The 26882-nt window shown below is 43.7% G+C and carries 26 protein-coding genes; 14 read left to right on the top strand and 12 right to left on the bottom strand.

Going from position 1 to position 26882, the window contains the following annotated elements:
* The first annotated feature begins 355 nt into the window (after positions 1–355).
* The 6 genes from ACDQ55_RS04350 (at position 356) to ACDQ55_RS04325 (ending at position 6323) form a co-directional block, all read left to right on the top strand.
* Positions 356–1372, top strand: a complete 1017-nt coding sequence (locus tag ACDQ55_RS04350) for a homocysteine S-methyltransferase family protein (RefSeq protein ID WP_420979919.1) — start codon at positions 356–358, stop codon at positions 1370–1372.
* A 45-nt stretch (positions 1373–1417) separates the two neighbouring features.
* Positions 1418–4189: a methionine synthase gene (gene metH, locus ACDQ55_RS04345; protein WP_420979918.1), complete on the top strand. Its 2772-nt coding sequence runs from the start codon at positions 1418–1420 to the stop codon at positions 4187–4189.
* A 61-nt stretch (positions 4190–4250) separates the two neighbouring features.
* Positions 4251–5015 (top strand): exodeoxyribonuclease III, encoded by a 765-nt coding sequence (locus ACDQ55_RS04340; protein ID WP_420979917.1) that lies wholly within the window; start codon positions 4251–4253, stop codon positions 5013–5015.
* A gap of 150 nt (positions 5016–5165) precedes the next feature.
* Positions 5166–5468, top strand: coding sequence for a DUF4286 family protein (locus tag ACDQ55_RS04335; RefSeq protein WP_420979916.1), 303 nt, complete (start codon positions 5166–5168; stop codon positions 5466–5468).
* Between the two features lie 316 nt (positions 5469–5784).
* The gene (locus ACDQ55_RS04330; protein ID WP_012788562.1) at positions 5785–6054 is read left to right on the top strand and encodes an HU family DNA-binding protein; all 270 of its coding nucleotides are present in this window, start codon (positions 5785–5787) and stop codon (positions 6052–6054) included.
* A gap of 149 nt (positions 6055–6203) precedes the next feature.
* Positions 6204–6323 carry a 30S ribosomal protein THX gene (locus ACDQ55_RS04325; RefSeq protein WP_420979915.1) on the top strand — a complete coding sequence of 40 codons (120 nt, stop codon included), beginning with the start codon at positions 6204–6206 and terminating at the stop codon, positions 6321–6323.
* A 106-nt stretch (positions 6324–6429) separates the two neighbouring features.
* On the opposite strand, the gene pdxH is transcribed toward ACDQ55_RS04325, so the two are convergent.
* Positions 6430–7077 (bottom strand): pyridoxamine 5'-phosphate oxidase, encoded by a 648-nt coding sequence (pdxH, locus tag ACDQ55_RS04320; protein ID WP_420979914.1) that lies wholly within the window; start codon positions 7075–7077, stop codon positions 6430–6432.
* Positions 7078–7163: 86 nt separating this feature from the next.
* Between pdxH and ACDQ55_RS04315 the strand changes: the two genes are divergently transcribed.
* Complete coding sequence (locus tag ACDQ55_RS04315) at positions 7164–8282, top strand: DUF3298 domain-containing protein (protein ID WP_420979913.1); 1119 nt, start codon at positions 7164–7166, stop codon at positions 8280–8282.
* Between the two features lie 95 nt (positions 8283–8377).
* Here the strand turns inward: ACDQ55_RS04315 and pyrH are convergent, their stop codons facing one another.
* The 6 genes from pyrH to ACDQ55_RS04285 all read right to left on the bottom strand — a co-directional run bounded on the left by pyrH (position 8378) and on the right by ACDQ55_RS04285 (position 13160).
* Positions 8378–9091, bottom strand: coding sequence for a UMP kinase (pyrH, locus tag ACDQ55_RS04310; RefSeq protein ID WP_420979912.1), 714 nt, complete (start codon positions 9089–9091; stop codon positions 8378–8380).
* 199 nt (positions 9092–9290) lie between these two features.
* Entirely contained in the window at positions 9291–10115 is an 825-nt protein-coding gene (tsf, locus tag ACDQ55_RS04305) for a translation elongation factor Ts (protein WP_420979911.1), read from the bottom strand.
* 132 nt (positions 10116–10247) lie between these two features.
* Positions 10248–11243: a 30S ribosomal protein S2 gene (gene rpsB / locus ACDQ55_RS04300; protein WP_420979910.1), complete on the bottom strand. Its 996-nt coding sequence runs from the start codon at positions 11241–11243 to the stop codon at positions 10248–10250.
* 94 nt (positions 11244–11337) lie between these two features.
* Entirely contained in the window at positions 11338–11727 is a 390-nt protein-coding gene (gene rpsI / locus ACDQ55_RS04295) for a 30S ribosomal protein S9 (protein WP_420979909.1), read from the bottom strand.
* Between the two features lie 14 nt (positions 11728–11741).
* Positions 11742–12185: a 50S ribosomal protein L13 gene (gene rplM, locus ACDQ55_RS04290; protein ID WP_420979907.1), complete on the bottom strand. Its 444-nt coding sequence runs from the start codon at positions 12183–12185 to the stop codon at positions 11742–11744.
* 285 nt (positions 12186–12470) lie between these two features.
* Positions 12471–13160, bottom strand: coding sequence for a zinc metallopeptidase (locus ACDQ55_RS04285; RefSeq protein ID WP_420979906.1), 690 nt, complete (start codon positions 13158–13160; stop codon positions 12471–12473).
* 559 nt (positions 13161–13719) lie between these two features.
* Here ACDQ55_RS04285 and radA point away from each other — a divergent pair.
* The 6 genes from radA (at position 13720) to ACDQ55_RS04255 (ending at position 19928) form a co-directional block, all read left to right on the top strand.
* Positions 13720–15096 carry a DNA repair protein RadA gene (gene radA, locus ACDQ55_RS04280; protein ID WP_420979905.1) on the top strand — a complete coding sequence of 459 codons (1377 nt, stop codon included), beginning with the start codon at positions 13720–13722 and terminating at the stop codon, positions 15094–15096.
* A 15-nt stretch (positions 15097–15111) separates the two neighbouring features.
* Positions 15112–15804, top strand: coding sequence for a ComF family protein (locus ACDQ55_RS04275; protein ID WP_420979903.1), 693 nt, complete (start codon positions 15112–15114; stop codon positions 15802–15804).
* 123 nt (positions 15805–15927) lie between these two features.
* Positions 15928–16449, top strand: coding sequence for a glutathione peroxidase (locus tag ACDQ55_RS04270; RefSeq protein WP_420979902.1), 522 nt, complete (start codon positions 15928–15930; stop codon positions 16447–16449).
* Positions 16450–16563: 114 nt separating this feature from the next.
* Positions 16564–17124 carry a hypothetical protein gene (locus tag ACDQ55_RS04265; protein ID WP_420979900.1) on the top strand — a complete coding sequence of 187 codons (561 nt, stop codon included), beginning with the start codon at positions 16564–16566 and terminating at the stop codon, positions 17122–17124.
* Between the two features lie 32 nt (positions 17125–17156).
* Positions 17157–18296 (top strand): ATP-binding protein, encoded by a 1140-nt coding sequence (locus ACDQ55_RS04260; RefSeq protein WP_420979898.1) that lies wholly within the window; start codon positions 17157–17159, stop codon positions 18294–18296.
* Positions 18297–18443: 147 nt separating this feature from the next.
* Positions 18444–19928, top strand: a complete 1485-nt coding sequence (locus ACDQ55_RS04255; RefSeq protein ID WP_420979897.1) for a PSP1 domain-containing protein — start codon at positions 18444–18446, stop codon at positions 19926–19928.
* A gap of 193 nt (positions 19929–20121) precedes the next feature.
* Here the strand turns inward: ACDQ55_RS04255 and ACDQ55_RS04250 are convergent, their stop codons facing one another.
* The 4 genes from ACDQ55_RS04250 to lptB form a co-directional block, all read right to left on the bottom strand.
* Positions 20122–21174, bottom strand: a complete 1053-nt coding sequence (locus ACDQ55_RS04250) for a nucleoid-associated protein (RefSeq protein ID WP_420979896.1) — start codon at positions 21172–21174, stop codon at positions 20122–20124.
* 290 nt (positions 21175–21464) lie between these two features.
* Positions 21465–22214: a 3-oxoacyl-[acyl-carrier-protein] reductase gene (gene fabG, locus ACDQ55_RS04245; protein WP_420979895.1), complete on the bottom strand. Its 750-nt coding sequence runs from the start codon at positions 22212–22214 to the stop codon at positions 21465–21467.
* A gap of 17 nt (positions 22215–22231) precedes the next feature.
* Positions 22232–23764, bottom strand: a complete 1533-nt coding sequence (locus ACDQ55_RS04240; protein WP_420979894.1) for a GH3 auxin-responsive promoter family protein — start codon at positions 23762–23764, stop codon at positions 22232–22234.
* A 24-nt stretch (positions 23765–23788) separates the two neighbouring features.
* On the bottom strand, positions 23789–24553 hold the full coding sequence (gene lptB, locus ACDQ55_RS04235) for an LPS export ABC transporter ATP-binding protein (RefSeq protein WP_420979893.1): 765 nt from the start codon (positions 24551–24553) through the stop codon (positions 23789–23791).
* 167 nt (positions 24554–24720) lie between these two features.
* Here lptB and metF point away from each other — a divergent pair, with 167 nt between their 5' ends.
* Entirely contained in the window at positions 24721–25674 is a 954-nt protein-coding gene (gene metF, locus ACDQ55_RS04230) for a methylenetetrahydrofolate reductase [NAD(P)H] (protein WP_420979892.1), read from the top strand.
* 274 nt (positions 25675–25948) lie between these two features.
* Here the strand turns inward: metF and ACDQ55_RS04225 are convergent, their stop codons facing one another.
* Complete coding sequence (locus ACDQ55_RS04225) at positions 25949–26632, bottom strand: outer membrane beta-barrel protein (RefSeq protein ID WP_420979891.1); 684 nt, start codon at positions 26630–26632, stop codon at positions 25949–25951.
* Between the last annotated feature and the right edge of the window lie 250 nt (positions 26633–26882).

Here is a 26882-nt window from a genome sequence, read left to right as displayed (position 1 = left end):
CTAATGAAGAAGCTGTTAATTGCAACAGCAATTACATAAAAAGTAAACGGAGGGCTGGTGGGTGGCCATAACCGGGTAATTCATTCTATTTCTCTCATTTTGTTGCATGATACCTTCTATTACCCTACAAATATAGTAGACTTTATAGACTTATTCCAAATTAAATTTAACAATATAATCAAAATCTATATTTTTTACTCATTATATAGACCCCTCTAAATGCCCTGTCTTTGTGCATAAAACAATAAAATACCTGGGAAAAGGTTATATTTGTGGGACTTTTACGGGGGTGGATTTGTTTATTGTTCGACCCCGTGTCTTTTCAAAACCGTAACTAATAAACACCTGAAACAACATGAAATCTTTACAAGACTGCGCCCAAGAGCGCATACTTATCATTGATGGTGCCATGGGCACCATGATTCAACGATATCAACTCCAGGAAGCTGACTACAGGGGCGCCCGCTTTGCTAACTATCCCAGCGATCTTAAAGGCAACAACGATCTCCTTAATCTTACACAGCCACATATCATTGAAGCCATCCACAAAGAATACCTGGAAGCCGGCGCAGATATTATTGAAACCAACACGTTCAGCAGCACCTCTATAGCCATGGCCGACTACAACATGCAGGAACTGGCCTATGAGTTAAACGTAGCGGCGGCAAAAATCGCTAAAAAGGCAACTGCCGAATATACTGCCCGCAATCCGGAAAAGCCCCGTTTTGTAGCAGGCGCAATCGGACCGATGAATAAAACTTTGTCGCTGTCGCCAGACGTAAACAATCCAGGCTTCCGCTCCGTTTATTTCGACGAAGTAGCCGCAGCTTACGAAGAACAGATCCGGGGCTTATATGATGGCGGCGTGGATATATTATTGATAGAAACCATTTTTGATACACTAAACTGTAAAGCAGCCATTTACGCTATCAAAAAGTTCTTCCGGACCATTGGCAAACCTGAATTGCCGGTCATGATTTCCGGCACCATTACGGATGCCTCCGGCAGAACCCTGAGCGGACAAACACTGGAAGCATTTTACATTTCCGTAATGCACGCCAATCCCTTTTCCATTGGCCTCAACTGTGCACTCGGCGGACAGCAAATGCGTCCTTATGTAGAAGAGCTTTCCAATATTGCCAGTTGTTATGTAAGCTGCTACCCCAATGCGGGCCTGCCCAATGCCTTTGGGGAATATGATGAAGAACCGGAAGATACTGCCTGCATCATCGAAGATTTTGCCAACTCAGGATTCGTGAACATTGTAGGCGGATGCTGTGGTACCACACCAGATCATATCAGACATATTGCAGATCATGTGAAACATATCAAACCACGTCTTAAACCAGTATTAGCCGACACACTGGCTTAATCCTGCCACGACGGGCTTTCTATTTAAATACCTCTAACAGCAACAATGAGCGAAACCATTACCAATAATATAGCTACTACCAATGATATTACCAGCATTGTCAGTGAAACGCCTAGGGTGATCAGGCCCTTTATGCGGCTGAGCGGTCTGGAACCATTAGTAGTAAGACCCGAAACCAATTTCCTTAACGTAGGAGAACGTACCAACGTAACCGGCTCCAAGAAATTTGCCCGCCTCATACGGGAAGGGCAATACGAAGAAGCCCTGTCTGTTGCCCGCCAACAGGTGGAAAACGGCGCACAAATCCTGGACGTGAACATGGACGATGCCCTGCTGGACGGAGAAGTAGCCATGTCTACCTTCCTGAACCTGCTGGCCGCCGAACCGGATATTTCCCGTATCCCCATCATGATAGATTCCAGTAAGTTTTCTGTTATTGAAGCAGGGCTTAAATGCGTGCAGGGTAAATGTATCGTGAACTCTATCAGCCTAAAAGAAGGTGAAGCCAAATTCATTGAACAAGCACATATCTGCAAAAGCTATGGCGCCGCAGTTGTGGTAATGGCTTTTGATGAATACGGCCAGGCCGACACAGAAGATAAAAGGGTGAATTTTAGTCACCGTGCCTATAAAATACTCACTGAAGTAGTGGGCTACGATCCGCAAGATATTATCTTCGATCCCAATATTTTTGCCATTGCTACGGGTATTGAAGAGCATAATAACTACGCGGTGGAATTCATTAATGCCACCCGCCGGATCAAGGAACTCATGCCCCTCGCCAAAATAAGCGGCGGAGTAAGTAACGTTTCTTTCTCCTTCCGCGGAAATGAAACCGTACGTGAAGCCATGCACTCTGTATTCCTTTATCATGCCATTAAAGCCGGTATGGATATGGGCATCGTGAATGCAGGTATGCTCCAGATCTACGACGATATTGAACCACAGCTCCGGGAACTCTGTGAGGATGCCATACTGAATAGAAGAGAGGATGCTACCGAAAGACTGATACAATTTGCGGATACCGTAAAGGCTAAAGGCAAAGTAATAGAAAAAGATGAAAGCTGGCGCCAGCGCACTGTGGAAGAACGGTTGAGCCACGCGCTGGTAAATGGTATCACAGAATATATTGATGAAGACACGGAAGAAGCCCGCCAGAAATACCCTCGGCCGCTGGATGTAATTGAAGGCCCACTGATGGCTGGCATGAACATAGTAGGCGACTTGTTTGGCAGTGGTAAAATGTTCCTCCCGCAGGTAGTGAAGAGCGCCCGCGTGATGAAAAAATCAGTAGCCATTCTCACTCCCTATATAGAAGAAGAAAAGCTGCGCTTACACGCTGAACAAGGCGGAGAAATAAAAGCAGCCGGTAAAATTTTGCTGGCTACCGTAAAAGGGGATGTACACGATATTGGTAAAAACATTGTGGGCGTAGTGTTAGCCTGCAATGGTTACGACATTATCGACCTGGGCGTGATGGTACCGGCTGAAAAAATACTACAGGCTGCCCGCCAGGAAAAAGTGGATATTATTGGCCTCAGTGGCCTGATCACCCCTAGCCTCGATGAAATGGTACACGTAGCCCGCGAACTGAAAAGACAGGATTTCAATATCCCCCTGATCATTGGTGGCGCCACCACATCCCGCACGCATACTGCCGTTAAAATTGCGCAGGAATATGCACATGGCGTAGTACATGTACTGGATGCCTCCCGCAGCGTAACCGTTACCAGCAGCTTGCTCAACAAAGCCCTTAAACGGGATTTTCTTGCCGGTATCCAGGAAGAATACCTAAAGCTCAACGAAGCGTTTAAAAATAAGAAACAAACCAAGCAATTCCTCCCGATTGCCACTGCACAAGAAAACATCACGGCCATCAACTGGGATGCTTTTATACCAGTAAAGCCCCGGACAACCGGCGTAAAGCAATTTAATCATTACGACCTGGGAGAAATTGCAAAATATATCGACTGGCAACCATTCTTCATCGCCTGGGAACTGCATGGCAAGTTCCCCCAGATCCTGACGGATGAAATAGTAGGCACGGAAGCTACCCGCCTGTTTCATGACGCACAGGAACTACTGAAAAAAGTGATCGAAGAAAAATGGTTAACCGCTAACGCAGTAATCGGCCTCTTTCCAGCCAACCGGGTAGCACCCGACTCTGTGATGGTAACGCCTGAGCAAGCTGATATAGCGCCAGTACAACTGGAATTCTTACGTCAACAGATAAAGAAAGCCCCCGGACAACCCAACCTGTCGCTTGCCGACTTTATTGCTCCCGCCACTTCCGGCAAAACTGATTACATAGGCGGCTTTGCAGTAACCACTGGTATTGGTATCGAAAAATGGCTGGATAAATTCAAAGCAGAACACGACGACTACAACAGCATTATGCTGAAAGCACTGGCCGACAGGCTGGCGGAAGCCTTTGCAGAACTAATGCACGAACGGGTACGCAAAGAATTCTGGGGGTATGCCGCTGATGAACACCTGAGCAATGAAGACCTCATCAAAGAAGCCTATGCAGGTATACGTCCGGCTCCCGGCTACCCTGCCTGCCCGGATCATACCGAAAAATATAAAATGTTCGACCTGCTGAATGCCACCGAAAATACCGGTATCACCCTTACAGAGTCGCTGGCCATGTACCCGGCTTCCAGCGTAAGCGGTTGGTATTTTGCCAACCCGGAAGCCAAATATTTTGGTCTGGGTAAAATAGAAAAAGACCAGGTAATAGACTATGCTGCCCGCAAAGGCTGGACAATAGAGGAAACAGAACAATGGCTGCGTCCTAACCTGGAATACGATATTTAATGAAGCGCCGGCAGCTGCTGATAAGTAAATACCAGTAGCTGCCAGCCAAAAGCTATAGTTAATGAGAATCATATCTTATAATGTGAATGGCCTGAGATCCGCTATGACTAAGGGTTTCACTGAATGGTTACAAACAGACCCCGCGGATATTATTTGCCTGCAAGAAATCAAAGCACATAAAGAAAACATCGACTTTCAACAATTTGAAAAACTGGGCTACGACCATTACTGGTATCCGGCACAAAAGAAAGGATATAGTGGCGTAGCCGTGCTTACCCGGATCAAGCCCGATTTTGTACAGTATGGCAATGGCCATGCACAAAGCGACCAGGAAGGACGGTTTATACGACTCGATTTCGGAGACATTACCTTAATCAATACTTACTTCCCTTCTGGCACCAGTGGCGAGCTGCGCCAAACCTACAAGTACCAATGGCTTGATGAATTTTATGTCTACTTACAGGAACTGAAAAAAACACATCCTAACCTGGTAGTATGCGGAGACTACAACATCTGTCATAAACCGATCGATATACATGATCCGGTAAGCAATAAGCATTCTACCGGCTTTTTACCAGAAGAAAGGGCCTGGATGGACCGTTTCTTTGAAAGCGGATTTGTAGACAGTTTCCGGCACTTTAATACTGATCCGCACCAATATAGCTGGTGGAGCTTCCGGGCCAATGCCAGGAACAATAACAAGGGCTGGCGTATCGATTATATCAACGTTACCTCTCCACTCCAGAGTAAGCTGCATCATGCAACTATATACCAGCAGGTAAAGCATTCCGACCATTGCCCGGTATTTGTGGAATTAACGGCCTGATTAGCCCATCTTTACAAAGCAAAGCCATAGTATTTCCAGGCGTTTCCTAAACACCTGGAAATACATTATACATGAGTAACCGTTAGTATAACAACAACAAACATAACCAGTGGCTGGGCCATCCATCCATCATTCAATTTTTCGAGGCATATGATCATATACAACGTAACTACCAAAATAGCCACAGAAGAGCATTTGAGATGGCTTCAATGGATGCGGGAAGAACATATTCCTGCCATGCTGGCAACCGGATTATTCAGCGACTACCGCATGAGCCGCTTACTGGAACAGGATGAGGAGGAAGGTCCTACTTATACAGTACAATATACTACAGAGTCATTAACCCACTACCAAACGTTCCTGGACCAGTACCAACAAGCGCTCCGGCAAAGGGGTTACGAGGTTTTCGGCGATCGTTTCATTGCCTTTAGTACCGTTATGGAGGTAGTATAAGTAAGGGGTCTTGACTAAACTTATCCACAGGAAATCCACTATTTTCAAGGCCTCCAGACCTTGGTACAATAGTTGATCCAAAGCTGCGTTTATAGTAAAAGGGCAATTAAACCGGCTACAGCACAGTGTTTCAAAGAATCTTGCTAAAGTTAAGTGCTTTAGCACGGAGATGTCAAATCAGCTGTAACCGTTACCAGTAGCGTTTTTCAGCCGATAAAATTTTCTATAAAAAAGTCGTGAAAAATTTGGTAATCTGATAAAACGCGCTATATTTGCTCACATCAAACATTTTTTCACTAGTTAAATCTTACTAACTATGAACAAAGCCGAATTAATCGACAAGCTTGCTAAAGATGCAGGCATTACCAAAACCCAAGCTAACGAAGCTCTGGATTCTTTCACCAAAGCTGTTGCTGATACCCTGAAAAAAGGTGGTAAAGTAACTTTGGTTGGTTTCGGTACTTTCTCCGTTTCCAAACGTGCTGCACGTAACGGTAGAAACCCACAAACCGGTCAGATCATCAAGATCAAGGCTAAGAAAGTTGCTAAATTCAAAGCTGGTAAAGCTTTATCCGACAAGCTCTAATCGTTTAGCACAACTTATTCAAGCAAGGAACAATTATGTTTCTTGCTTTTTTTTATACCAAAGGTTAGGCACTATTCTATTTCACCGATTTACAGTAGATTTGCAGCCTGATAACATCATAATTAACCAACAACAAACTTCAAATTATTATGGGTAGAGGAGATATCAAAACCAAGAAAGGTAAGATCTTCAGCGGTTCTTTCGGTAAAGTAAGATCTGCGAAAACCAGAAAGAAAGCTGCTGCGAAAGCGAACGCTCCAAAAGCATAAACCGCTTTAGCCTTTGGCTCTTCGCTTTATCAAAGCCAAGAGCCAAAAGCTAAGTGATGAGCCCGGATAAGCCAGTACCCCAAATACCGGGCAGCTATCAACGGCTTTACGGCGCTAACCGCTCTATCTTCCAGCTGCCTTCTGTGGTTAATGTATACAGTATGCGATCGTGTAAACGGCTGCTTCTTCCTTGCCAAAATTCAATTACTTGTGGCTTCACGATATATCCACCCCAATAATTGGGTCTTTGGGGGGCATTTCCCTTGTATTCCTTTTTTACCTGGTCTACCTGTTCCTCCAGGAAAGAACGGCCGGGAATCACCTTGCTTTGGGGCGAAGCGATAGCCCCTATCCTGCTTTCTAACGGACGGCTATCATAATACTCATTACTAACAGCTACCGGAGCCTTACAAACAGTGCCTTCTATACGTACCTGCCTCTCCAGTTCCCGCCAGAAAAACAACAGGGTTACATGTGGATTTAATGCTAATTCTTGTGCTTTACGGCTTTCATAGTTGGTAAAAAACAGGAAGCCTTCTTCATCAAAACTTTTCAGCAACACAATACGGGCAGATGGGTGCCCGTCTGGTGTACTGGTAGCCAGGGTCATAGCATTAGCTTCTTCTACTTCCCCGGTAATCGCATCTTGCCACCATTTACCAAATTGTAATAAGGGATAAGCAGCTACTTCACTTTCATCCAGGGAGGCCAGCCTATAATCCTTTCTTAGTTCCGCTATTTTCTGGTTCAACATGGTCAAATAATTTTATTGGTTCAAACAGGTTTTCAAAGGTATGGAAGGATAATAGTAATTTTGGCAGACCTGATATAAATCATACTATGAAAAAACTTTCATTATGGGCATTACTGATAACGATAACGTTGTTTTCCTGCCATCTCGGCCATGAAAAACAGCACAGCATCAGCGCAGACCACATCATAGTGCCATTGGTTTCCACTCCCCTATACTATACACAGTTAAAAGGTAAACTGGGTGATAAGGATATCACCATACAACTGCTGAAAACGGCTCCCAACCTGTTTCGTGGCTATTATTGCTACGATTCCACCGGGCAGCCGATTGCTTTATGGGGCACACTGGATTCCAGCCTGGTGAATCTCTATGAAGAAACCAACAATCAGGAAGACCGGTTGTTCAGCGGATACCTGTCGGATGATGGCATATTTAAAGGCGTATGGCATGGCAATGGTACCTCCTATCATTTTGAATTCCATACAGACCTCAAAAATGCCATCCCCTTAAAAGTATATTATGGCATAGACTCTGCCCAGCTACTGCCAGGCTATCCTAAATCACCCATCGGAACAGTTTCTAACAGCATTATATGGCCCGATTCCTTGGTAGATTCCACTACAGCACAATTCCTCATAGAGCAGATCACCGGTAACAGTCATCTGAACAATCCACAACAGTTCCTTAAAAGGGGAATTGATTCCTTTATACTCAGCTACCGGATAGCAGCCAAGGATGCCGACAGCAGCGAATTTAGTGATGCCAGCAGTACTACCTCCTGGAATTGGACTACAGACAATGACATGAAGGTAGTGTACAACACCTGGCCGCTACTCGTGATTGAAAAGTATGCCTACGACTTTACCGGCGGTGCACATGGCAATTGGAGCGCCACCTACAAAACCTTAGACCTGTCTAAGAAAAAAGTACTGACAACAGATGATATTTTTAAACCGGGTTACAAAGAAGCATTGAGCGCTTTATTGGACAAAGCGTTTAAATACAAATACCATATGAGTGAAGAAGAAGCGCTGGATCAGAATTTATTGGTAAAAAGCATTCCACCTAATGATAATTTCATTGTTACCAATAAAGGCATTGCCTTTAGCTATGTGCCTTATGAAATTGGCCCTTATGCCTTAGGTCAGGTAACCCTGTTTGTACCCTTCACAGCAATGAAAGGGATGGTAAAAAACAGCTACTAGCCAATAGCCAAAAGAGGCTGCCTCCGTTTTGTAAACGTTGGAGGCAGCCTCTTTTTGTATAATTTAATAAGTAATTACAAGCCTTGGTTAGTTGCTTAGCCTTTTACCAAAGTACCTACATTTTTTCCCATGATCACGTTCAGCAGGTTACCCTGACGGTTCATATCGAACACAATGATAGGCAGCTTATTTTCCTGGCAAAGGGTAAAAGCGGTCATATCCATCACGTTAAGACTTTTCTGGTATACTTCGGTGAAGGTAATGGTTTCATATCTGGTAGCTGTTTTGTCTTTTTCTGGATCGGCAGTATAGATACCATCTACACGGGTTCCTTTCAAGATAACATCTGCCTGGATTTCTATAGCGCGTAAAGAAGCGGCTGTATCGGTAGTAAAGTAAGGGTTACCGGTACCACCGCCAAATATTACCACCCTGCCTTTTTCAACGTGGCGGATAGCGCGGCGGCGTATATAAGGTTCTGCGATCTGTTCCATTTTAATAGCCGATTGCAACCTGGTATAAAGGCCTACTTTCTCTAATCCGCTCTGTAAGGCCATACCGTTTATCACGGTTGCCAACATTCCCATATAGTCTCCCTGTGCTCTTTCTATACCGGTATCGGCTTCATTCATGCCCCGGTAGATGTTTCCGCCACCGATAACGATGGCTACCTGTACACCCAGGTCGGTTACTGCTTTAATATCGTAGGCATACTGAGCTATCACCTTCGGATCAATACCATAATTTGCATCCCCCATGAGGGCCTCCCCGCTCAATTTGAGCAAAATACGCTTATACTTTGGCAACATGACGCTATAAAATATTGTAAGATTGTGATTTCTTAATCTGATTACGGTATTCTAATATACAACTTAAATACAGAAAGGAGGAAACGAGTGGAAAAATGCATTTTTCCGGCAGGATGCCTGTCCTGGTAAGTGTATGATTTAGATATGCGCAAAAAAAAGGAGAGAAACGATTTCTCTCCTTTTTTCAAATGTGTTGTGATTAACCTAAAGCGATCCGCTTAAAGCCAGATACTTTCAAGTCAGCATCTACAGATTTCAGGTAATCCGCTACAGACTTGTTATTGTCTTTTACGAATGCCTGTTGCAGCAAGGTGCTTTCTTTGAAGAATTTATTCACTTTACCGGCAGCGATTTTTTCAGCCATATCAGCTGGTTTACCTTCTGCTTTCACTTGTTCAACAGCGATTTCTTTTTCACGAGCAATCAGTTCTGTAGGAACGCTGTCTGCATCTACTGCAATTGGGCTCATTGCAGCGATCTGCATAGCGATATCTTTACCTACTTCTTCAGATACTGGTTTACTGAAAGCTACCAGTACGCCCATACGGTAGTTACCGTGGATGTAAGAAGTAACGCCACCTGCTTCAACAAATTCAAATTTATTGAGGGTGATTTTTTCACCGATTTTTGCTACCTGATCATTTACTTTATCAGCTACGGTAGCGCCATCCAGTTGAGCAGCGTTCAGCTCTTCAACAGTTTTGATACCATTAGACAGTGCCAAGTCAACGATTGCCTGTGCAAATTTGACAAAGTCTTCGTTTTTAGCCACGAAGTCAGTTTCGCAACCCAGACCTACGATAACACCGGATTTACCATCTGCTGCTGTTTTAGCGATGATAACACCTTCTTTAGTTTCGCGATCGGAGCGTAAAGCAGCTACTTTCTGACCTTTTTTGCGCAGGTAGTCTACTGCTTTTTCAAAATCACCATCGCTTTCTACCAGTGCCTTTCTGCAATCCATCATACCAGCACCTGTTTGCTGACGAAGTTTATTCACATCAGCCGCTGTAATTGTTGCCATGAGCTATAAATAATTTTTTGTTGTAAAATTTATTAACCTAATTTTTAGCTATTAGCCTTTAGCTGTTAATACCAGTTGGTATTAACAGCTAAAGGCTAATAGCTAAAAGCTTAATATTATTATTGTATTATATTATCTTCCGCCACCTGGTTTTCTTGGACCACTGCCACCAGCACCGGAGGTACGACGTTGACCGCCTGGTGCGCCACCGCCACGGTTTCCACCGCCGCTTCCACCACGGTTAGCGCCACCGGGACCACCTGGGCCACGGCCACCGCCACCACGGTTGTTAGCACTGCCGCCAGGACCGCCTGGGCCACGACCACCGCCGCCAGATTTACGGCCTCTTTCACGGTCTTCACCACCTTCAACTTCAAATTTGCGTGCCTTATCGTCTGCTTCTTCTTCCTCTTCTACCTCTTCAGATTTCTCTGTAGCTCTTTCAGACAGACCTTCAGCGATAGCTGCGCAGATGTAACTGGTAACGATCGCGATAGATTTAGTAGCATCGTCGTTGGCTGGGATAGCGAAATCTACCTTAGTAGGATCGGAGTTAGTATCCACCATACCGAAAGTAGTGATACCCAAACGCTTAGCTTCTGCCAATGCGATGTGCTCGTGGCTGATATCTACCATGAACAGTGCAGCAGGAACACGTGCCAGTTGAGCGATACCACCCAGCACTTTTTCCATTTTCTCTTTATCGCGGCTTAAAGTGAGACGTTCTTTCTTAGTGATGTTATCGAAAGTACCATCCTGCAGCATTTTTTCAATGCTCTGCATTTTCTTCACACTCTTACGGATGGTAGAGAAGTTGGTGAGCATACCACCTAACCACCTTTCAGTAACGAAAGGCATGTTGATGTTACGCGCAGCATCTGCTACGATTTCTTTCGCTTGCTTTTTAGTAGCAACGAACATGATCTTTTTACCGCTCTTAGCGATAGATTTCAGGGCAGCTGCTGCTTCCTGCAATCCTTCTACGGTTTTATTCAGATCGATGATATGAATACCTTTCTTTTCTGCGAAAATATAAGGCAGCATCTTAGGATTCCACTTTTTCTTCAGGTGGCCGAAGTGAACACCTGCCTCCAGTAACTGCTGCTGCAATGAGGTATTATTTTCCATGTTTATATTACTCAATTAAAAGGATCAAATAATGATTAGCTGTTAACAGCATCCGGTGATAAGACCGAGGCGCAAAGCCAATAGCTCAAAAATATTAGCGTTTAGAGAACTGGAAGCTTCTTCTTGCTTTCGCTTTACCTGGTTTCTTACGTTCAACACCTCTCGGATCACGTTTCAGCAAGCCAGCAGCCTTCAGTGCAGGACGGAACTCAATGTTCACTTCGCACAAAGCACGGGCAATACCCAGCTTAATGGCTTCTGCCTGACCTTTGATACCACCGCCCTGTGCATTCACTTTCACATCAAATTTATCCAGTGCTTCGATAGTTTTGAAAGGCAGCTCTACCTGGTTTTGCAGGTAGATCAGAGAAAAGTAGTTTTTATAGTCTTTGTCGTTAACTGTAATGTTACCGGTGCCTTTGCTGATATAAACGCGGGCAACAGCTTCTTTACGACGACCTATTGTATTTTTTTGCTTTTCCATGTATCAGAGAAAAATTAGAAAGTTAAAGGTTGTGGTTTCTGCGCAGCATGAGGATGTTCAGCACCAGCATATACAAATAATTTTTTGTACATCGCACGGCCCAGGCGGTTCTTAGGCAGCATACCTTTTACAGCCTTTTCGATCATCACTTCAGGACGGCGACGGATCAAATCCTTAGCCAACTCGATTCTCTGACCTCCAGGATAGCCTGTGTAGTGCATGTATTCTTTCTCCTGCATTTTGTTGCCGCTCAGCACAATTTTTTCAGCATTGATCACGATGATATAATCGCCGCAATCAGTATGAGGAGTATAGTAAGGCTTATTTTTACCTCTTAAGATAGCAGCCATCTTAGCAGCAACTCTTCCGAGCGTCAGGTTAGTAGCATCTACTATATGCCAATCGCGCTTTACGTAAGCGTCGTTAGCTGATTTAGTTTTGAAACTTAATGTATTCATTGTTGTATACGATAAAAAATTACGTCTTGTAAACAATTCCTCTTATGAGGAGTGCAAAGGTACACAGCCCAATCTAAATAACCATACATTTCGACGACTTTTTTACATAGCACCTTTGCAATTAATTGATTATCAATAAAAAATTTGGATGAAAGTTATTAACAGCGTAATCATAAAGGGTTGATAACTAATTTTTTTATCATATCCTGGCATTAAAAACCCCTTCCCGCATCGGCGAAAAGGGGGTGTTATATGATAAATTATTTTAATTAACCTGCTTATCTGTTAGTTTCTACGGTTACCGCCTAAATATATCATTATATATTGGAAGAGGGTGGCCAAGGAAGCCAGAGCGGCTACTACATAGGTCATTGCTGCCCACCAGAGGGCATTTTTTGCTTTGTCGTGTTCTGCAGGCTGCATTACCCGGCTACTATCCAACCAAGCCAGAGCCCGGCGGGAAGCATCGAATTCTACAGGTAAAGTGATCAGGGAGAACACAGTAGTAATACCGAAAAGGATAATACCGCCCAACAAGAGCTGAGGAAAAGTGTGGATCAATAAGATACCACCCAGCAGCACCCAGGAAACAATACTGGAGGAGAACTGCACAGCGGGCACCAACCTCGACCTGAGCCCCAGCCAAGGGTAAGCCTTGGCATGCTGTACCGCATGGCCGCATTCGTGGGCTGCCACAGCCGCCGCCGCTACATTGGCGCCATTATATACGTCCGGACTAAGATTAACCGTTTTGTTGGCAGGATTGTAGTGATCAGACAAAAAGCCATCAGCAGTTGTAACCTGCACGTCATAAATCTGGTTGTCGCGCAGCATCTTTTCTGCGATCTCTTTACCGGTAAAACCGGATGAAGTTGGTATTTTGCTAAAAGCCTCAAATTTGCTTGTAAGTATATAGCTTACAAGCATACTGATCCCCACAAATAAAAGTGATAAAAAAAGGATGCCTGGTGTCATAGTTTTACAAGATTATGTAGCCAAAGAACGCAAATACCTCACCAGTCCACCTATTTTAAGTCTCATTTAGCACTTCTCTGACAACACTGCCCGCCAAGTACAAAATATAAATTTAACACTGCCACTTTGTCTGCAAAAGTATTTCCAAGCTTTAAAAAGCGCCTGTTTGTCATTTAGAAAAACCATTCCCATTACGCCTTTTTCATATACAAAAATCATCAACATCATCCCTATTTATCAACATTTTACGAACGGCCAATGAAAGTAATATTGAACAAAAACAAGCGCTGAAACAAGCGATGGCAGCCACTTTGTTTGATCTGCCACCTTACTCAAAAGTTATTCACATCAATTAAATAAACTTTTTTATTCTGAAGCCATTTTGTAATTTAGACCTGAATTTAATGGGTTAGTAAGTAGAAAGAGTCAACGGAATCTTCCGTTTGGCTCTTTTCTCTTTTTATCTCTTTCCACCCACATTTACCCGTTCATTTTTATCATTTCTCTCCCCCTTAAGCATAAAACCATTTACTTTGTACGCATCCTGTTTATAAAATTTATGAGTAAAATAAGAACCGCTTTTTTCTGTCAGAACTGTGGATATGAATCAGCCAAATGGAATGGAAAATGTCCGAGCTGCGGAGAATGGAATACGTTTGTAGAGGAAAGAGTGCAAAAAGACCTCCCGCTGAAACAGCAAGACTGGAAAAATAACGATACTACCCCTGCACGCACACAAAAAATAATCAATCTTGCGGAAGTAGTTACCCGGGAAGAAGAAAGGATATTAACTCCCGACCATGAATTAAACCGTGTGCTGGGAGGCGGCATAGTAGCGGGTTCACTGGTATTGGTAGGTGGAGAGCCTGGCATTGGAAAATCTACACTGTTCCTCCAAAATGCTTTACAACTGAAGCATATCAAAACACTTTATATCAGCGGGGAAGAAAGCGAGCAACAAATAAAAATGCGGGCAGACCGCATCCGTAACACCAACGAACAATTTTATCTACTTACGGAAACCTCCACGCAAACTATTTTCCAGGAAATAAAAAAACTGCAGCCTCAACTGGTAATTGTAGATTCTATACAAACCCTGCATTCCCCTTTTATAGAATCTGCTCCAGGAAGCGTATCACAAATCCGGGAAACTACGGCTGAACTGCAACGCTTTGCAAAAGAAAGTAACATACCTGTTTTCCTTATTGGCCACATCACCAAAGATGGCTCCATTGCCGGCCCTAAAGTATTGGAACATATGGTAGATACAGTATTGCAATTTGAAGGCGACCAACATTATGCCTACCGGATATTACGCACTATCAAAAATAGGTTTGGCTCTACCGCGGAACTGGGCATTTATGAAATGACCGGCACCGGCCTTCGCCAGGTAACCAACCCTTCTGAAATACTGATCTCACAACGGGAAGACCTGCTCAGCGGAGTAGCTATTGCCGCCACGATGGAAGGCATGCGCCCTTTATTGGTAGAAGTACAAGCGTTGGTCACCCAATCCGTTTACGGTACCCCACAACGTACCGCAACCGGTTTTGACTTGCGCAGACTGCAATTGCTGCTGGCCGTGCTGGAAAAACGCGGTGGATTCCATTTCGGCGTAAAAGATGTTTTCCTCAATATTGCCGGCGGTATCCGGGTAGAAGATCCTGCTATTGACCTGGCCGTACTCTGCGCCTTGTTATCATCGTATGAAGATAACGCTATATCTCCCAAGATCTGTTTTTCAGGCGAGGTGGGACTAAGCGGTGAAATACGGGCAGTTAACCGCATTGAACAAAGAATAGCCGAAGCAGAAAAACTCGGCTTTGAGAAAATATTTATCTCCCGTTATAATAAAAAAGGAATTGATTTCAGTAAATTTCATATCGAAGTTATCGCGGTAGGAAGAGTAGAGGAAGTATATCAGCGATTGTTCTAATCCAATCATTGTTTCATGCTAACCAGTTTGTTTTCCCCACTCATTCATTTATTTTATCCGCATTGCTGTGAGCTATGTGGAACAGACTTGCACCAAACGGATGAATTATTATGTATCCGGTGTTATGAAGCCCTGCCGGCAACCGGTTTTCACCGGCATTCCAACAACCCGGTAGCCCGTATCTTTCATGGCAGAGCCGTTATACAGCAAGCCACAGCAGCCTTCTATTACCATCAATCCTCAGGCATACAGCAACTGATACACCGGTTTAAATACAAACAGCGCCCGGATATTGCTACCTGGCTTGGCAAACAGGTAGGGTACCAATTGCAGGAAATCGACTGGATATCTGACATCGATTTTCTGGCGCCGGTACCCTTGTTTCCCCGTAAGGAGCAACGGCGTGGCTATAACCAGGCAACCCTCCTGGCACAGGGCATTGCGCAGGTAATACCGCGGCCCGTACGTGCCAGCACGTTATACCGTCAACAATATACCGACACGCAAACCAGAAAAGGACGTATTGCCCGGTGGCAAAATGTGGCAATGGCCTTCCAAACACCAGGCAACTTCCCAGCCGGATCCCATGTATTATTGATAGATGATGTAATTACCACGGGCGCCACTACGGAAGCCTGTTGCAATGCCTTACTCAAAACCGGTGCCAAGGTAAGTGTTTGCTGCCTGGCATATGCTGCCAACTTTTAATAAACAGTTCCAGCCAGCTATGCTGCTGATTTTTTTGGTTGTTTTTCAAAGGGGAATATTAACTTTACAAGCAAGCCTTTCTCAAATGATAATTTTGATCATCCTTTAAAAAGCTATCATTATATGTTCCGTTTAGCAATTCTCTCTATTGTTATGCTCTTTACCGCCTCTCATCTCTATGATTTTAAGGTAGATGCCGTTGACGGAGGAAAGATCGACTTTTCCAAGTTCAAAGGAAAAAAAGTACTCATTGTAAATACGGCCTCTCTTTGTGGCAATACGCCACAATACGAAGGACTGGAAAAACTGTACAAAAAATACCAGGACAAACTGGTGATTGTAGGATTTCCTGCCAACAACTTCGGCTCCCAGGAACCTGGCAGCAATAAGGAAATACAGGAATTTTGCACCAAAAAATATGCTGTTACCTTTCCAATGGCCGCCAAAATCTCTGTAAAAGGCGCAGATATACACCCGCTGTATAAGTGGCTGCTGGAACAAAGCAAGGCCAAGCACCTGGAACCAGCTGAAGTAACCTGGAACTTCCAAAAATACCTGCTGGACGAAAAAGGGAACCTGGTAGCGGTTTTTTCACCCAAAACCCAACCTGAATCTGCCGAAGTGATTGCCGCTATTGAAAAATAGCCGTTGCTTTAAATCCTGTTGCCAACTTTGTGTTGTTAATAAATCTTTTTGCTGCCCTTTTATGCGTATATCCGTTTACGTAAGTATCCTGTTACTTTATACACCTAGCGCAACATGATGAAACATTACTACATCTTATCAGGGAAACTGCTGCCGCGTATTATAGCAGTTTCCTGTTTATTTTCAATACTGCTCTCCTGCCAGAACACCGTGGATACCCCTACCATGGGCTGTAGCGATATGGATATGACCACCACAATACAAAACAAGGCCAGAACCATGAACCTTACCAGCAGCATACTGTTCAGACAGCATTCCCGTAATGGAGGCGCCAAGTACCTGAGCATAGAAGCGGTATCTGATACTTTTAAAGTGATCCTCAACCTAGAGGATAGCAGGTTCGAAGATGATGCTGATCTTTCCAACGACAGTATTCATCTGGACACATTCTTGTTTTCCAGAACAGGCCCGCAAAAAGGAGGGCTCGTAGTCGGCGCCTGGAAAAATAGCTTCGGAGATTACGACTACCTTACCACAGATACTTCCAGCATCACCATCAAAAAAATCAACACTAAAAAGAAAACGATTTCCGGCAGCTTTTACTTTTTGGCAAACGACCGGAAGGTACTAGGGGAAGGCTCCTTTGAAAACGCCTGTTACCTATCCCTGCAATAGCTGAATCGCCTCCTTTTCATTATCTTGCACCCATGCTATTTTCTGATATTATAGGACAGGCGGAGGTGAAACAACAGCTTATTCAATCCGTTCAGCATAACCGGCTTAGCCATGCAATGATACTACTCGCTCCGGAAGGAGCAGGCGGTTTACCGCTGGGGTTGGCCTTTACCCAATACCTTGTTTGTGAAAACAAACAGGAAAAAGACGCTTGCGGGCAATGTGCCGCCTGCGTAAAGGCATCTCAGTTTATTCATCCGGATATACATTATTCCTATCCGGTAATTCCGAGAAAGGCAGGAGATAAACCGGTAAGCACAGACTACATCGGCGAATGGCGCGAATTTGTGACCACACACCCTTATGGCAATGCCTATGACTGGCTACAGTTTATCGGCGCGGAAAACAAACAGGGAAACATCACCGCATCTGAATGCCAGGATATTATCCATAAACTGAATCTAAAAAGTTTTGAGAGCGGGTATAAGATTCTCGTGATGTGGATGCCAGAGTATCTGGGCAATGAAGGGAACCGTCTTTTAAAGCTGATTGAAGAACCGCCTAAAAATACCCTCTTTATCCTGATCGCAGAAAACCAGGAACAGATACTGGCTACTATTTTATCCAGAACCCACCTGATAAAAGTGAATGCTTTGGCGAAGGAAGATATGGTACTGGCCCTGGAAACCAGGAATAACATACCAGCGGCCAAAGCTCAACAGGTAGCTACCATTACAGCCGGCAATTACCGTGAGGCCTTGTTCCTGTTGCAACATTCCGACGATGATTACCATGAGCTACTCCGGAACTGGCTCAATCACCTGTTCACCGGTAACCGTGTAGCCCTGCAGGAATGGATAGAAAACATTTCCAGCGCCAAAACCGGCCGGGAAAACCAAAAGCAATTCCTCCGGTATTTTATCAATTTGCTGGAACATACCATCCGCCTGCAATATCTTGATAAGACGTTGCTCGCCTTCTCTCTGGAAGAAATGGACTTTGCCGGCAAACTGGCCAAACTCGCTAACCTCGATCAGATGCAGGAAATTATGGAGATTTTGAATAACGCCAGTTATTACATAGAACGGAATGCCAATGGAAAAATGCTTTTTCATGCACTGTCCATCAAGTTGCAATATATATTTAAAAAGAAACCTTTACCAGTAATGTAATAAGCATTCGCCCCAATGGAGCTTATCAGCTCCTTTTCCCCTATCTTTGTTACTTCCGGCCTTTTGTTTTTCTGAAAGGAAAAACGTATTTTGAAGAACTGGAATAACCTGAAATGCTTATTTATAAAATTTAAACTAATTAATAATATGGCTTGTGCCGGATGTGGTACGGGTGTGGATGGGAAGCCGTCAGGATGCAAGAGTAATGGAGGATGCAGCACAGGAGGTTGTAACAGACTGAATGTTTTTGACTGGTTGTCCAATATTCCCCTTGGTGATAGCTTAGCACCATTTGACATTATAGAAGTAAGTTTTAACAATGGCAGTCGTAAAGACTTTTTCCGCAATGTTACCAAACAGCTCTTTGATAAAGGAGAAATGGTAACTGTAGAAGGTGTTAGCGGTTTTGACGTTGGCACGGTTAGCCTCACTGGCGAATTGGTAAAACTACAAATGAAAAAGCGACGAGCAGAAGATACACCCGAAGTAAAAAAAGTCTTACGCCGTTCAACTAACGATGATCTCCAGCGAATGATGGATAATAAGGCCCGTGAAAAGGAAGCCCTTATCAAATCAAGAGCCCTAGCCCGCAACCTGGGTCTGGAAATGAAGCTGGCAGAAGTAGAAATTCAGGCAGATGGCCGCAAAGCCACCTTCTTTTATACTGCTGATGATCGCGTTGATTTTAGAGAATTAATCAAAGTATATGCCTCCGAGTTTAGGGCTAAAGTAGAAATGCGCCAGATCGGAGCCCGGCAGGAAGCCGGAAAAGTAGGCGGTATCGGTAGTTGCGGCAGGGAACTATGTTGTTCTACCTGGCTATCTGACTTCAAAAGCGTAAACACCACCGCTGCCAGGTACCAGAATCTTTCCATTAACCAGGCAAAATTATCTGGCCAGTGCGGCCGCCTAAAATGCTGCCTGAACTATGAACTGGATACTTATCTGGATGCCTTAAAAGACTTCCCGGAAGATGCCGACACCATAGAAACAGCCGCCGGCGTTGCCCACCTCCAGAAAAGAGACATCTTCAAAAGCCTGATGTGGTATTCTTTTGAAGGCAGTAACAAACAATATCCGCTTACTATTGCCAGGGCCAAGGAAATCCGTCTGCTTAACAGACAGGGTGTTAAACCAGAAGACCTGAAACCAGTGGAAGTGGTAACTGCCAAACCTAAAGAAACAGATCTGGGATATGCAGATGTAGTGGGCCTTATCAGTCTGAAATCTCTCGAAAAAACAGTGCAGAAGCGCAAACAGAAAGATAAAGACAAACAAAAACAGCAGAAGGCGACAGAACAGAGACAAGCCCAGGGCCAACCAAAAAATGAAGCGCCCAAAGCAGCACAGAAACAAGACCGTCCACAGCAGCAGGAGCGCAAACCGAAACAGGAAAGCCGCCCACAACAGCAACAAAAACAACCTGGCAACCAGCCTAAACAAGGACGCGAACAACAAGGACGCCCCGAACAGCAACAACAGGCTGGCAACAGGCAACAAGGTCCTAAGCAACAAGGACAAGGCCCTTCTTCAGGACAAACAGGCCAGGGCAAACAGGATAAACGCCCACCTAGGCATAAGCACAAACCTCATCATCCTAACAAAAACAATAATCCTGAAAAGGACAAATAAATAAAAAAAGACAACCGTAACGGTTGTCTTTTTTTATGCCTCCTGGGCCAATATCGTATAAACTAAAAGGCCGCCCAGAAGAGGCAGCCTTTGTTAACAATTGGTTTTTGCTTATGAGAAAATTATTAAACACTTGATATATCTCTCTTCACAAAATCAACCTCACAAAGGCCTCCTCCTAAACCACACCTCCCTACGATTCGTTTTCGAACAATAGCTTATAGTAGTTCAGATTGGTGGATTCATCAAAACCACGTTCTATCATTTCGCGGTTGCCATGAATATATACATGAAAATTCTTATCCAATTTGAGTATGCTCTTAAATACTTTCTGCTGTTTCTTCACTGCAGGGGCAGATATCTCGAACTCGTCTGGAATATCTTGTTGAAAATGGTTCGCATATTCATTTCTATATTCCTTGAAAGAAGCAATGGCATCCGGGTGGCCCAATACTTCATTCGCAAAATCATCTAATTGGAATTGCTCTTTTTCTTTAAAATAAGCGGCAGATTTATTTAGCAGGTCTACCTGATCTACCCTGTTCATCTCATATTCCGTTGGTAGTTTATTATGTATAAATTGCTTACACATATCTACAGCGGTTTCTGTTTGATGGTAACTATCTTCACGGCGTTGCACCTGTAAAAATGCATCCTTCCAGTACACAGCCTCCGTTTGTTTACTGTTGCTGTCTATAATACTTACCTTAAAGCCTTCCGCTTCTTCTGTATTAAAAACAAGACAACCTTTATCCAACTTATTTATATTGATACCATCTTCATAGTTAACCTGATAGTTCTCGTCCGACAGAAATACTTTCAAATAGGTATCACGATTCTCTGACTTAAAAATGCCTATAGCCTCCACTTCTTCACCATCTACCTGGCAATTGCTAAAGTAGGCTATATAAAGCTCTCCTCCTTTTATTTTAGGATGGGTGGAATGTTTATATAGATGTTTGGCAATGTTTATCGACTGCTCCTGGAACTCATTTTGGTCAGTAAATATACGTCGACAATATTGAAATATTTCATTCAATTGCAGATCTGCATCATGGCGGAACCTGAAATACTCTGCTGTATTGGCAAAGGGCTGAATAAAATAAGTAAGCAGTAACTGGCTGATCGTTTCATCCTCCAGCTGCAAAGGCGCTTTTGAACAAAGCAGGGGCTCATCATTAGAGGAATTGCCTACCTTGTGAATAGTTAGCTGCGCCAAATCTTTAAACTCCGAAACATGGATCATGGGCGCAAAATTAATAAATTAGTTGACAGTCGGCAGAACTGCAGCAGCCGGTAATTACCACTCGATAATTTCACCTCAAAGTACCTGCTCTATCTTAATACACAAAAAAACAACGACCAGTCATTGATTTTAAAGTGCCGGGCAGTGCAAATATGAAAAAACAGTACCGGAAAAATGGAAAGAGCGTTTACTTAGGGCCACTAAAATACAAAGTGGCTGTATCTATACATCGATACAGCCACTTTATTATGTAGGCCAGGGATAATTAACCTTTCCTGGCTATTTTTATATTACATGCACAATCCGCCGCAGGTACTGATTGTTTGTCCGGTTACATAACCACTCAGGTCTGATGCCAGGAACAGGCTCACGTTAGCAATATCTTCCGGGGAACCAAAACGGCCCAGAGGAATCTGCTGGATATAATTAGCAGCGCCTTCTCCTTCCTTGAGATAGTGGGTCATATCTGTTTCTACAAAGCCTGGGGCTACTGCATTACAACGGATATTGCGGCTGCCCAGCTCTTGAGCAATGGATTTGGTAAATCCGATAATCCCTGCTTTAGAAGCGGCGTAGCTGCTCTGGCCAGCATTACCCATGATACCAATAACAGAGCTCATATTAATGATACTGCCACTTTTTGCTTTCATCATAGGCCGGATCACCTGTTTAGTCATGTTATACACGCTCTTCAGGTTCACATTCATTACTTCATCCCACTGGTCAGGGCTCATGCGCAGCAGCAGGTTATCTTTAGAAATACCTGCATTATTCACACAGATATCAATTTTTCCGAATTCTTTCAATACATCTGCTACCAATGTTTCACATTCCTCATAAACACCTGCATTGGATTTATAGGCTTTTGCTTTCACTCCCAACGCGGTAAGCTTAGCTTCCAGCGCTTGGGCTTTCTCATCTGAGCTCAAGTAAGTAAAAGCAATACTTGCCCCTTCTGCTGCAAATTTCAAGGCAATAGCTTCCCCGATACCACGGCTGGCGCCTGTTACAATAGCTACTTTGTTCTCCAGTAATTTCATGTTATAGTTGATAGGTTTTAAGCATTCATATTCTTCACGGCAAAATCCAGGATTTCTTCCAGGTATTTACGGTCGTTATTCAGCCGGGGAACTTTATGCTGCCCGCCCAGTTTGCCTTTGCTTTTCAAAAATTCACAAAATGTGCCTTCTGGTAATACATGCACTACCGGCATATGTAAAGCAATATCCTTATATCGTTTTGCCTCATAGTCTGAGTTGATAGCTTTCAGCGTACTATCCATTATTTCAGTAAAACGTTGTATACTGTCTGGCGACTGAGAAAATTCCACTACCCATTCGTGCCCACCATTGCCATGGTCGCTGAAATAAACTGGGGCGGCCGTATAGTCGTTCACTACAGCACCGGTAGCTTCACAGGCTTTAGCGACGGCTGTATCGGAATTTTCTACAATTACTTCTTCCCCAAAGGCATTGATAAATGATTTCGTTCTGCCACTTACTTTAATACGGTAAGGGATCAACGAAGTGAACTGAATAGTATCGCCTACCAGATAGCGCCATAATCCGCCATTGGTACTGATCACGAGGGCGTAGTTTTTACCCAACTCAACTTCCTGCAGTTGCAGGGTTTGCGGGTTTTCTTTATCCAATTCCTCCATGGGCATAAATTCATAAAAGATGCCATGGTTGAGGAATAGCAACAATCCGTCTTCGCCTATTACGTCTTGTGCAGCAAAAAAACCTTCGGAAGCATTATAAGTTTCCTGGTAGTGCATCAGGGGTTTGCGGATCAGTTTTTTAAACTGTTCGCGGTAAGGTGTAAAGCTTACCCCGCCATGCATATATAGCTCTATGTTAGGCCATACGTCTGCCAGGTTATCCGTACCCGTTAGTTCAAAGATCCGTTTAATAAGCACGATGGTCCAGGTAGGTACACCTGCAATAGAGGTCACGTTTTCGTGGATCACAGCATTGGCCATGCGCTCTATCTTTTCTTCCCATTCGTCCATTAACGCGATCTCAAGATCTGGTGTGCGGATCATATTACCATAAAACGGCATATTTTGCAACATTACCGCACTGAGGTCGCCGAAATAGGAATCGCTATTTTCCGACAGCTTATTTACCTGGTGGCTTCCACCAATCACTAACGATTTGCCGGTAAAAACATCAGAATCCGGGAAGTTATTATAATAAAGGGAAATAACATCCCGGCCGGAACGGTAGTGGCATTCGTCGAGGCTTTCTACTGTTACCGGAATAAACTTACTCTTATCGGCGGTAGTACCGCTCGATTTTGCAAACCACTTAATAGGCGTATTCCAGAGTACATTCTGCTGACCTTCCATTGTGCGCTGGATATAGGGCTTAATGGTGTCGTAAGTATGAATAGGAACGCGCTGCTTATATTCTTCTATCTTATAAATGTTGGAAAAGCCGTATTGCTTACCGAATTCGGTATACTGCGCGGCACTAATAAGGTTTTGGAATACCTGCTGCTGCACTTGCACAGGATATTGCATAAAATAAGCAATACGACCCATGCGCAATCTTGCCAGTTGTGATATTGCAGGACTTAAAATTCTCATATAGGATGCTGTAGAATGATTTTTTTATTGTTTTGCTGCTGCTTCGCTCAGGTAATCTTTACGGCGCAGAACGAAATTCTGGCCAAGATACACTTTTCTTACCTGTTCGTCCTCTGCCAGCTCTTCTGCCGAACCTGATTTGAGGATTTTGCCTTCAAACAATAAATACGCCCGGTCTGTAATGGAGAGCGTTTCTTGTACGTTATGATCAGTAATTAATATACCTATATTCTTGTATTTCAGCTTAGCTACAATAGATTGGATGTCTTCTACGGCAATAGGATCTATCCCGGCAAACGGCTCATCCAGTAGTATAAACTTGGGATCTACCGCCAGGGCGCGGGCAATTTCGGTACGGCGCCGTTCCCCTCCACTCAATACATCCCCTGGGCTTTTACGCACGTGGGTAAGCCTGAACTCTGACAACAAGCTTTCTAACTTTTCCTTTTGGGCTGCTTTTTTCAACTTTGTCATCTGCAGTACAGCGGCAATATTGTCTTCCACACTTAATTTCCGGAACACGGAAGGCTCCTGCGGAAGGTAGCCAATCCCCATCTGCGCCCGTTTAAACATGGGCAATTTGGTAATATTCTGGCCATCCAGGTACACATTGCCTTCATCCGGCTTAATAAGCCCCACTACCATATAGAACGAGGTGGTTTTACCCGCTCCGTTAGGGCCCAACAGCCCTACAATCTCCCCTTGGGATACTTCCACAGATACATGGTTTACTACCGTTCTGTTGCCATAACGCTTTACCAGCTGGTCTGTATGTATTCTTAGTGCCATATGATCAAACTTAGCAAAAATAAACAATTCATTCAGTTAGCCTAGTTATAGTTATCATAAGATTAAAATTGATCTGATTATAATAAGGGGATATCTTATTTTTGCCCGCATAATTTTCGCAGGAATCCGCTTACCTATAGCCATATTCCTTTAAGCTTATAATTATTATGAAAGTAACTGAACATATTGCCCAGGCTAAAGATACCCTGATTTCTTTTGAGATACTTCCCCCCCTGAAAGGGAAAAGCATAGAGTCTATCTACGACCACCTAGACCCCCTGATGGAATTTAAGCCTGCATTTATTAATGTTACTTACCACCGCAGCGAACACATGTTCAAGAAAAAGGCAGATGGCTCCTTTGAGAAGGTGGAAATCCGCAAACGCCCCGGTACAGTGGGAATTTGCGCTGCCATCATGAATCACTACACTGTAGATGCAGTACCTCACCTGATCTGTGGCGGTTTTAGCCGTGAAGAAACCGAAAATGCCTTAATAGACCTGAATTTCCTGGGAATAGACAACGTACTGGTTCTTCGTGGGGATGCTCCTAAGAATGAAACGTTCTTTGAGCCCGATCCACATGGTCATAGCTATGCCATAGAGCTACTGGACCAGGTAAAGCACATGAACAATGGTGTATACCTGGAAGACGATCTGCAAGGCGGAGTAAAAACCAACTTCTGTATCGGCGTGGCCGGTTATCCGGAAAAACATTTTGAGGCGCCGAACCTGCAAACAGACCTTTCCCACCTGAAACGTAAAGTGGAAAATGGAGCCGATTACATTGTAACACAAATGTTTTTCGATAACCAGAAGTTTTTCGATTTCGTGACCCGCTGCCGCGAAATGGGTATTACTGTTCCCATTGTTCCGGGCCTGAAACCCCTTACTTCCAGGAAGCAAATGACCATGTTACCCCGGATCTTCCATGTAGATATTCCAACCGATCTGTCTTCTGAAATCCTGAAATGCAAAACAGACAAGGAAGTAGAACAAGTGGGCACAGAATGGTTGATCGCACAATCCAAAGAATTAAAAGCATTTGGCGTGCCTGTGCTGCATTATTATACCCTGGGCAAACCCAAAGTGGTACGCGACGCCGTCGCCGCTATTATGTAACATATTCACCAATTTATTATATGTGAAAGGGAAGGACGAAAGTCTTTCCCTTTTTACTTTATTCCCATAAAAAATGCCATTACGTAGATACGTAGTGGCATATCCCTATAACTGTCACACTTTTAATTATAATTGTCCAATGATCGAGACCACTGCATTGTGGTGCCTTTCGAAAATAAGACGCGGTCAAAAACGTTATCCCCTATCCCCTTTTAAAAAATAAAAAAGACCGCCGGCAGGCAGTCTTCTCAGTATATTGATCAGTTCAGGGAATTTACCAGTCTTCGCGGTCAAATAGAAACCCTAATGTTATTCCCCAATAATTATTTTTTAACTTATTGTTGGATAATTTATTCATATCCAGTAGTCCTTGACTATAATGAAAATCAAGCGTCAGAAAAGACTTCAGCTCCAACCCTGCAATGAAGTTGATCCCCGCATCCCAACGCTGTAGCGACATATCAGTACCTAATACATTGGGAGACGAATCAAAATCCAGGTGCTGCGAGCTAGATTGTATCAACCTACCATCATTAAAAATTGATAATTTATAATCTGCACGTGTACAATAAGCTCCATAAGGACCGGCGCCTATAATCAGCTTTCCGAAAGACACGGGCTGTTTGTATACAAAGTTTACCGGCAGTTCGAGGTATTGTAATTTTAATTTACTAGCCCCGGAAGTAAATAAATTAAGGGGATGTGTTAAAGGATGATCCAATTCTGCACCCTTAACAAGATAGTTGACACCTATTTGAATATAGCCACTTGTAAATAAAGGGACATCCGCATAAGCACCTGCCTGCCAGTTATCCAGCCGGGCATTGGGGGAAATAGCATTGCCACCGGAAGATCCTAATCCAGCACTTGCAAAGCCGGCACGGATACCTAAACTTGCCTGGGCACAGGAGATAACAACAACAAAAAATGTTGGGAATAGGAGTGTAAAAAATTTCATCTGTGGTTTGGTAATAAAAGGATTATAAAATTTGCTATGTTGGTCATTTGGGGGAAAAATTCAGCATTTGCTCTAGCTGGTTACTATAACACTAAAGTAATAAAGGTTTTGATAAAAATAAAAACCACCCAAAATTACTAGATGGTTTTACGTTAATTTATATGAAACAGATCAACTATTACTTTTGCATCTCACTACAGAAAACGCCAAAAGAAGCAGGCATAAACCTGTGCATTATAAGTTTGGGAGG

The sequence above is a fragment of the Chitinophaga sp. 30R24 genome, from assembly GCF_049056765.1.
Taxonomy (GTDB): Bacteria; Bacteroidota; Bacteroidia; order Chitinophagales; family Chitinophagaceae; genus Chitinophaga.
This window is presented reverse-complemented; position numbering and strand designations above follow the sequence as displayed.

Excerpts from the sequence above, each read along its gene's own strand:
- rpsI (WP_420979909.1), bottom strand. The coding sequence starts at position 11,727 with ATGGAAAAGCAAAAAAATACAATAGGTCGTCGTAAAGAAGCTGTTGCC.
- ACDQ55_RS04250 (WP_420979896.1), bottom strand. The coding sequence starts at position 21,174 with ATGATCCATGTTTCGGAGTTTAAAGATTTGGCGCAGCTAACTATTCAC.
- rplM (WP_420979907.1), bottom strand. The coding sequence starts at position 12,185 with ATGAATACATTAAGTTTCAAAACTAAATCAGCTAACGACGCTTACGTA.
- ACDQ55_RS04260 (WP_420979898.1), top strand. The coding sequence starts at position 17,157 with ATGCTATTTTCTGATATTATAGGACAGGCGGAGGTGAAACAACAGCTT.
- ACDQ55_RS04335 (WP_420979916.1), top strand. The coding sequence starts at position 5,166 with ATGATCATATACAACGTAACTACCAAAATAGCCACAGAAGAGCATTTG.
- ACDQ55_RS04325 (WP_420979915.1), top strand. The coding sequence starts at position 6,204 with ATGGGTAGAGGAGATATCAAAACCAAGAAAGGTAAGATCTTCAGCGGT.
- ACDQ55_RS04240 (WP_420979894.1), bottom strand. The coding sequence starts at position 23,764 with ATGAGAATTTTAAGTCCTGCAATATCACAACTGGCAAGATTGCGCATG.
- ACDQ55_RS04270 (WP_420979902.1), top strand. The coding sequence starts at position 15,928 with ATGTTCCGTTTAGCAATTCTCTCTATTGTTATGCTCTTTACCGCCTCT.
- metF (WP_420979892.1), top strand. The coding sequence starts at position 24,721 with ATGAAAGTAACTGAACATATTGCCCAGGCTAAAGATACCCTGATTTCT.
- ACDQ55_RS04265 (WP_420979900.1), top strand. The coding sequence starts at position 16,564 with ATGATGAAACATTACTACATCTTATCAGGGAAACTGCTGCCGCGTATT.
- ACDQ55_RS04285 (WP_420979906.1), bottom strand. The coding sequence starts at position 13,160 with ATGACACCAGGCATCCTTTTTTTATCACTTTTATTTGTGGGGATCAGT.
- lptB (WP_420979893.1), bottom strand. The coding sequence starts at position 24,553 with ATGGCACTAAGAATACATACAGACCAGCTGGTAAAGCGTTATGGCAAC.
- ACDQ55_RS04330 (WP_012788562.1), top strand. The coding sequence starts at position 5,785 with ATGAACAAAGCCGAATTAATCGACAAGCTTGCTAAAGATGCAGGCATT.
- ACDQ55_RS04255 (WP_420979897.1), top strand. The coding sequence starts at position 18,444 with ATGGCTTGTGCCGGATGTGGTACGGGTGTGGATGGGAAGCCGTCAGGA.
- metH (WP_420979918.1), top strand. The coding sequence starts at position 1,418 with ATGAGCGAAACCATTACCAATAATATAGCTACTACCAATGATATTACC.
- ACDQ55_RS04315 (WP_420979913.1), top strand. The coding sequence starts at position 7,164 with ATGAAAAAACTTTCATTATGGGCATTACTGATAACGATAACGTTGTTT.
- ACDQ55_RS04225 (WP_420979891.1), bottom strand. The coding sequence starts at position 26,632 with ATGAAATTTTTTACACTCCTATTCCCAACATTTTTTGTTGTTGTTATC.
- rpsB (WP_420979910.1), bottom strand. The coding sequence starts at position 11,243 with ATGGAAAATAATACCTCATTGCAGCAGCAGTTACTGGAGGCAGGTGTT.
- radA (WP_420979905.1), top strand. The coding sequence starts at position 13,720 with ATGAGTAAAATAAGAACCGCTTTTTTCTGTCAGAACTGTGGATATGAA.
- fabG (WP_420979895.1), bottom strand. The coding sequence starts at position 22,214 with ATGAAATTACTGGAGAACAAAGTAGCTATTGTAACAGGCGCCAGCCGT.
- ACDQ55_RS04275 (WP_420979903.1), top strand. The coding sequence starts at position 15,112 with ATGCTAACCAGTTTGTTTTCCCCACTCATTCATTTATTTTATCCGCAT.
- pdxH (WP_420979914.1), bottom strand. The coding sequence starts at position 7,077 with ATGTTGAACCAGAAAATAGCGGAACTAAGAAAGGATTATAGGCTGGCC.
- tsf (WP_420979911.1), bottom strand. The coding sequence starts at position 10,115 with ATGGCAACAATTACAGCGGCTGATGTGAATAAACTTCGTCAGCAAACA.
- ACDQ55_RS04340 (WP_420979917.1), top strand. The coding sequence starts at position 4,251 with ATGAGAATCATATCTTATAATGTGAATGGCCTGAGATCCGCTATGACT.
- pyrH (WP_420979912.1), bottom strand. The coding sequence starts at position 9,091 with ATGTTGCCAAAGTATAAGCGTATTTTGCTCAAATTGAGCGGGGAGGCC.
- ACDQ55_RS04350 (WP_420979919.1), top strand. The coding sequence starts at position 356 with ATGAAATCTTTACAAGACTGCGCCCAAGAGCGCATACTTATCATTGAT.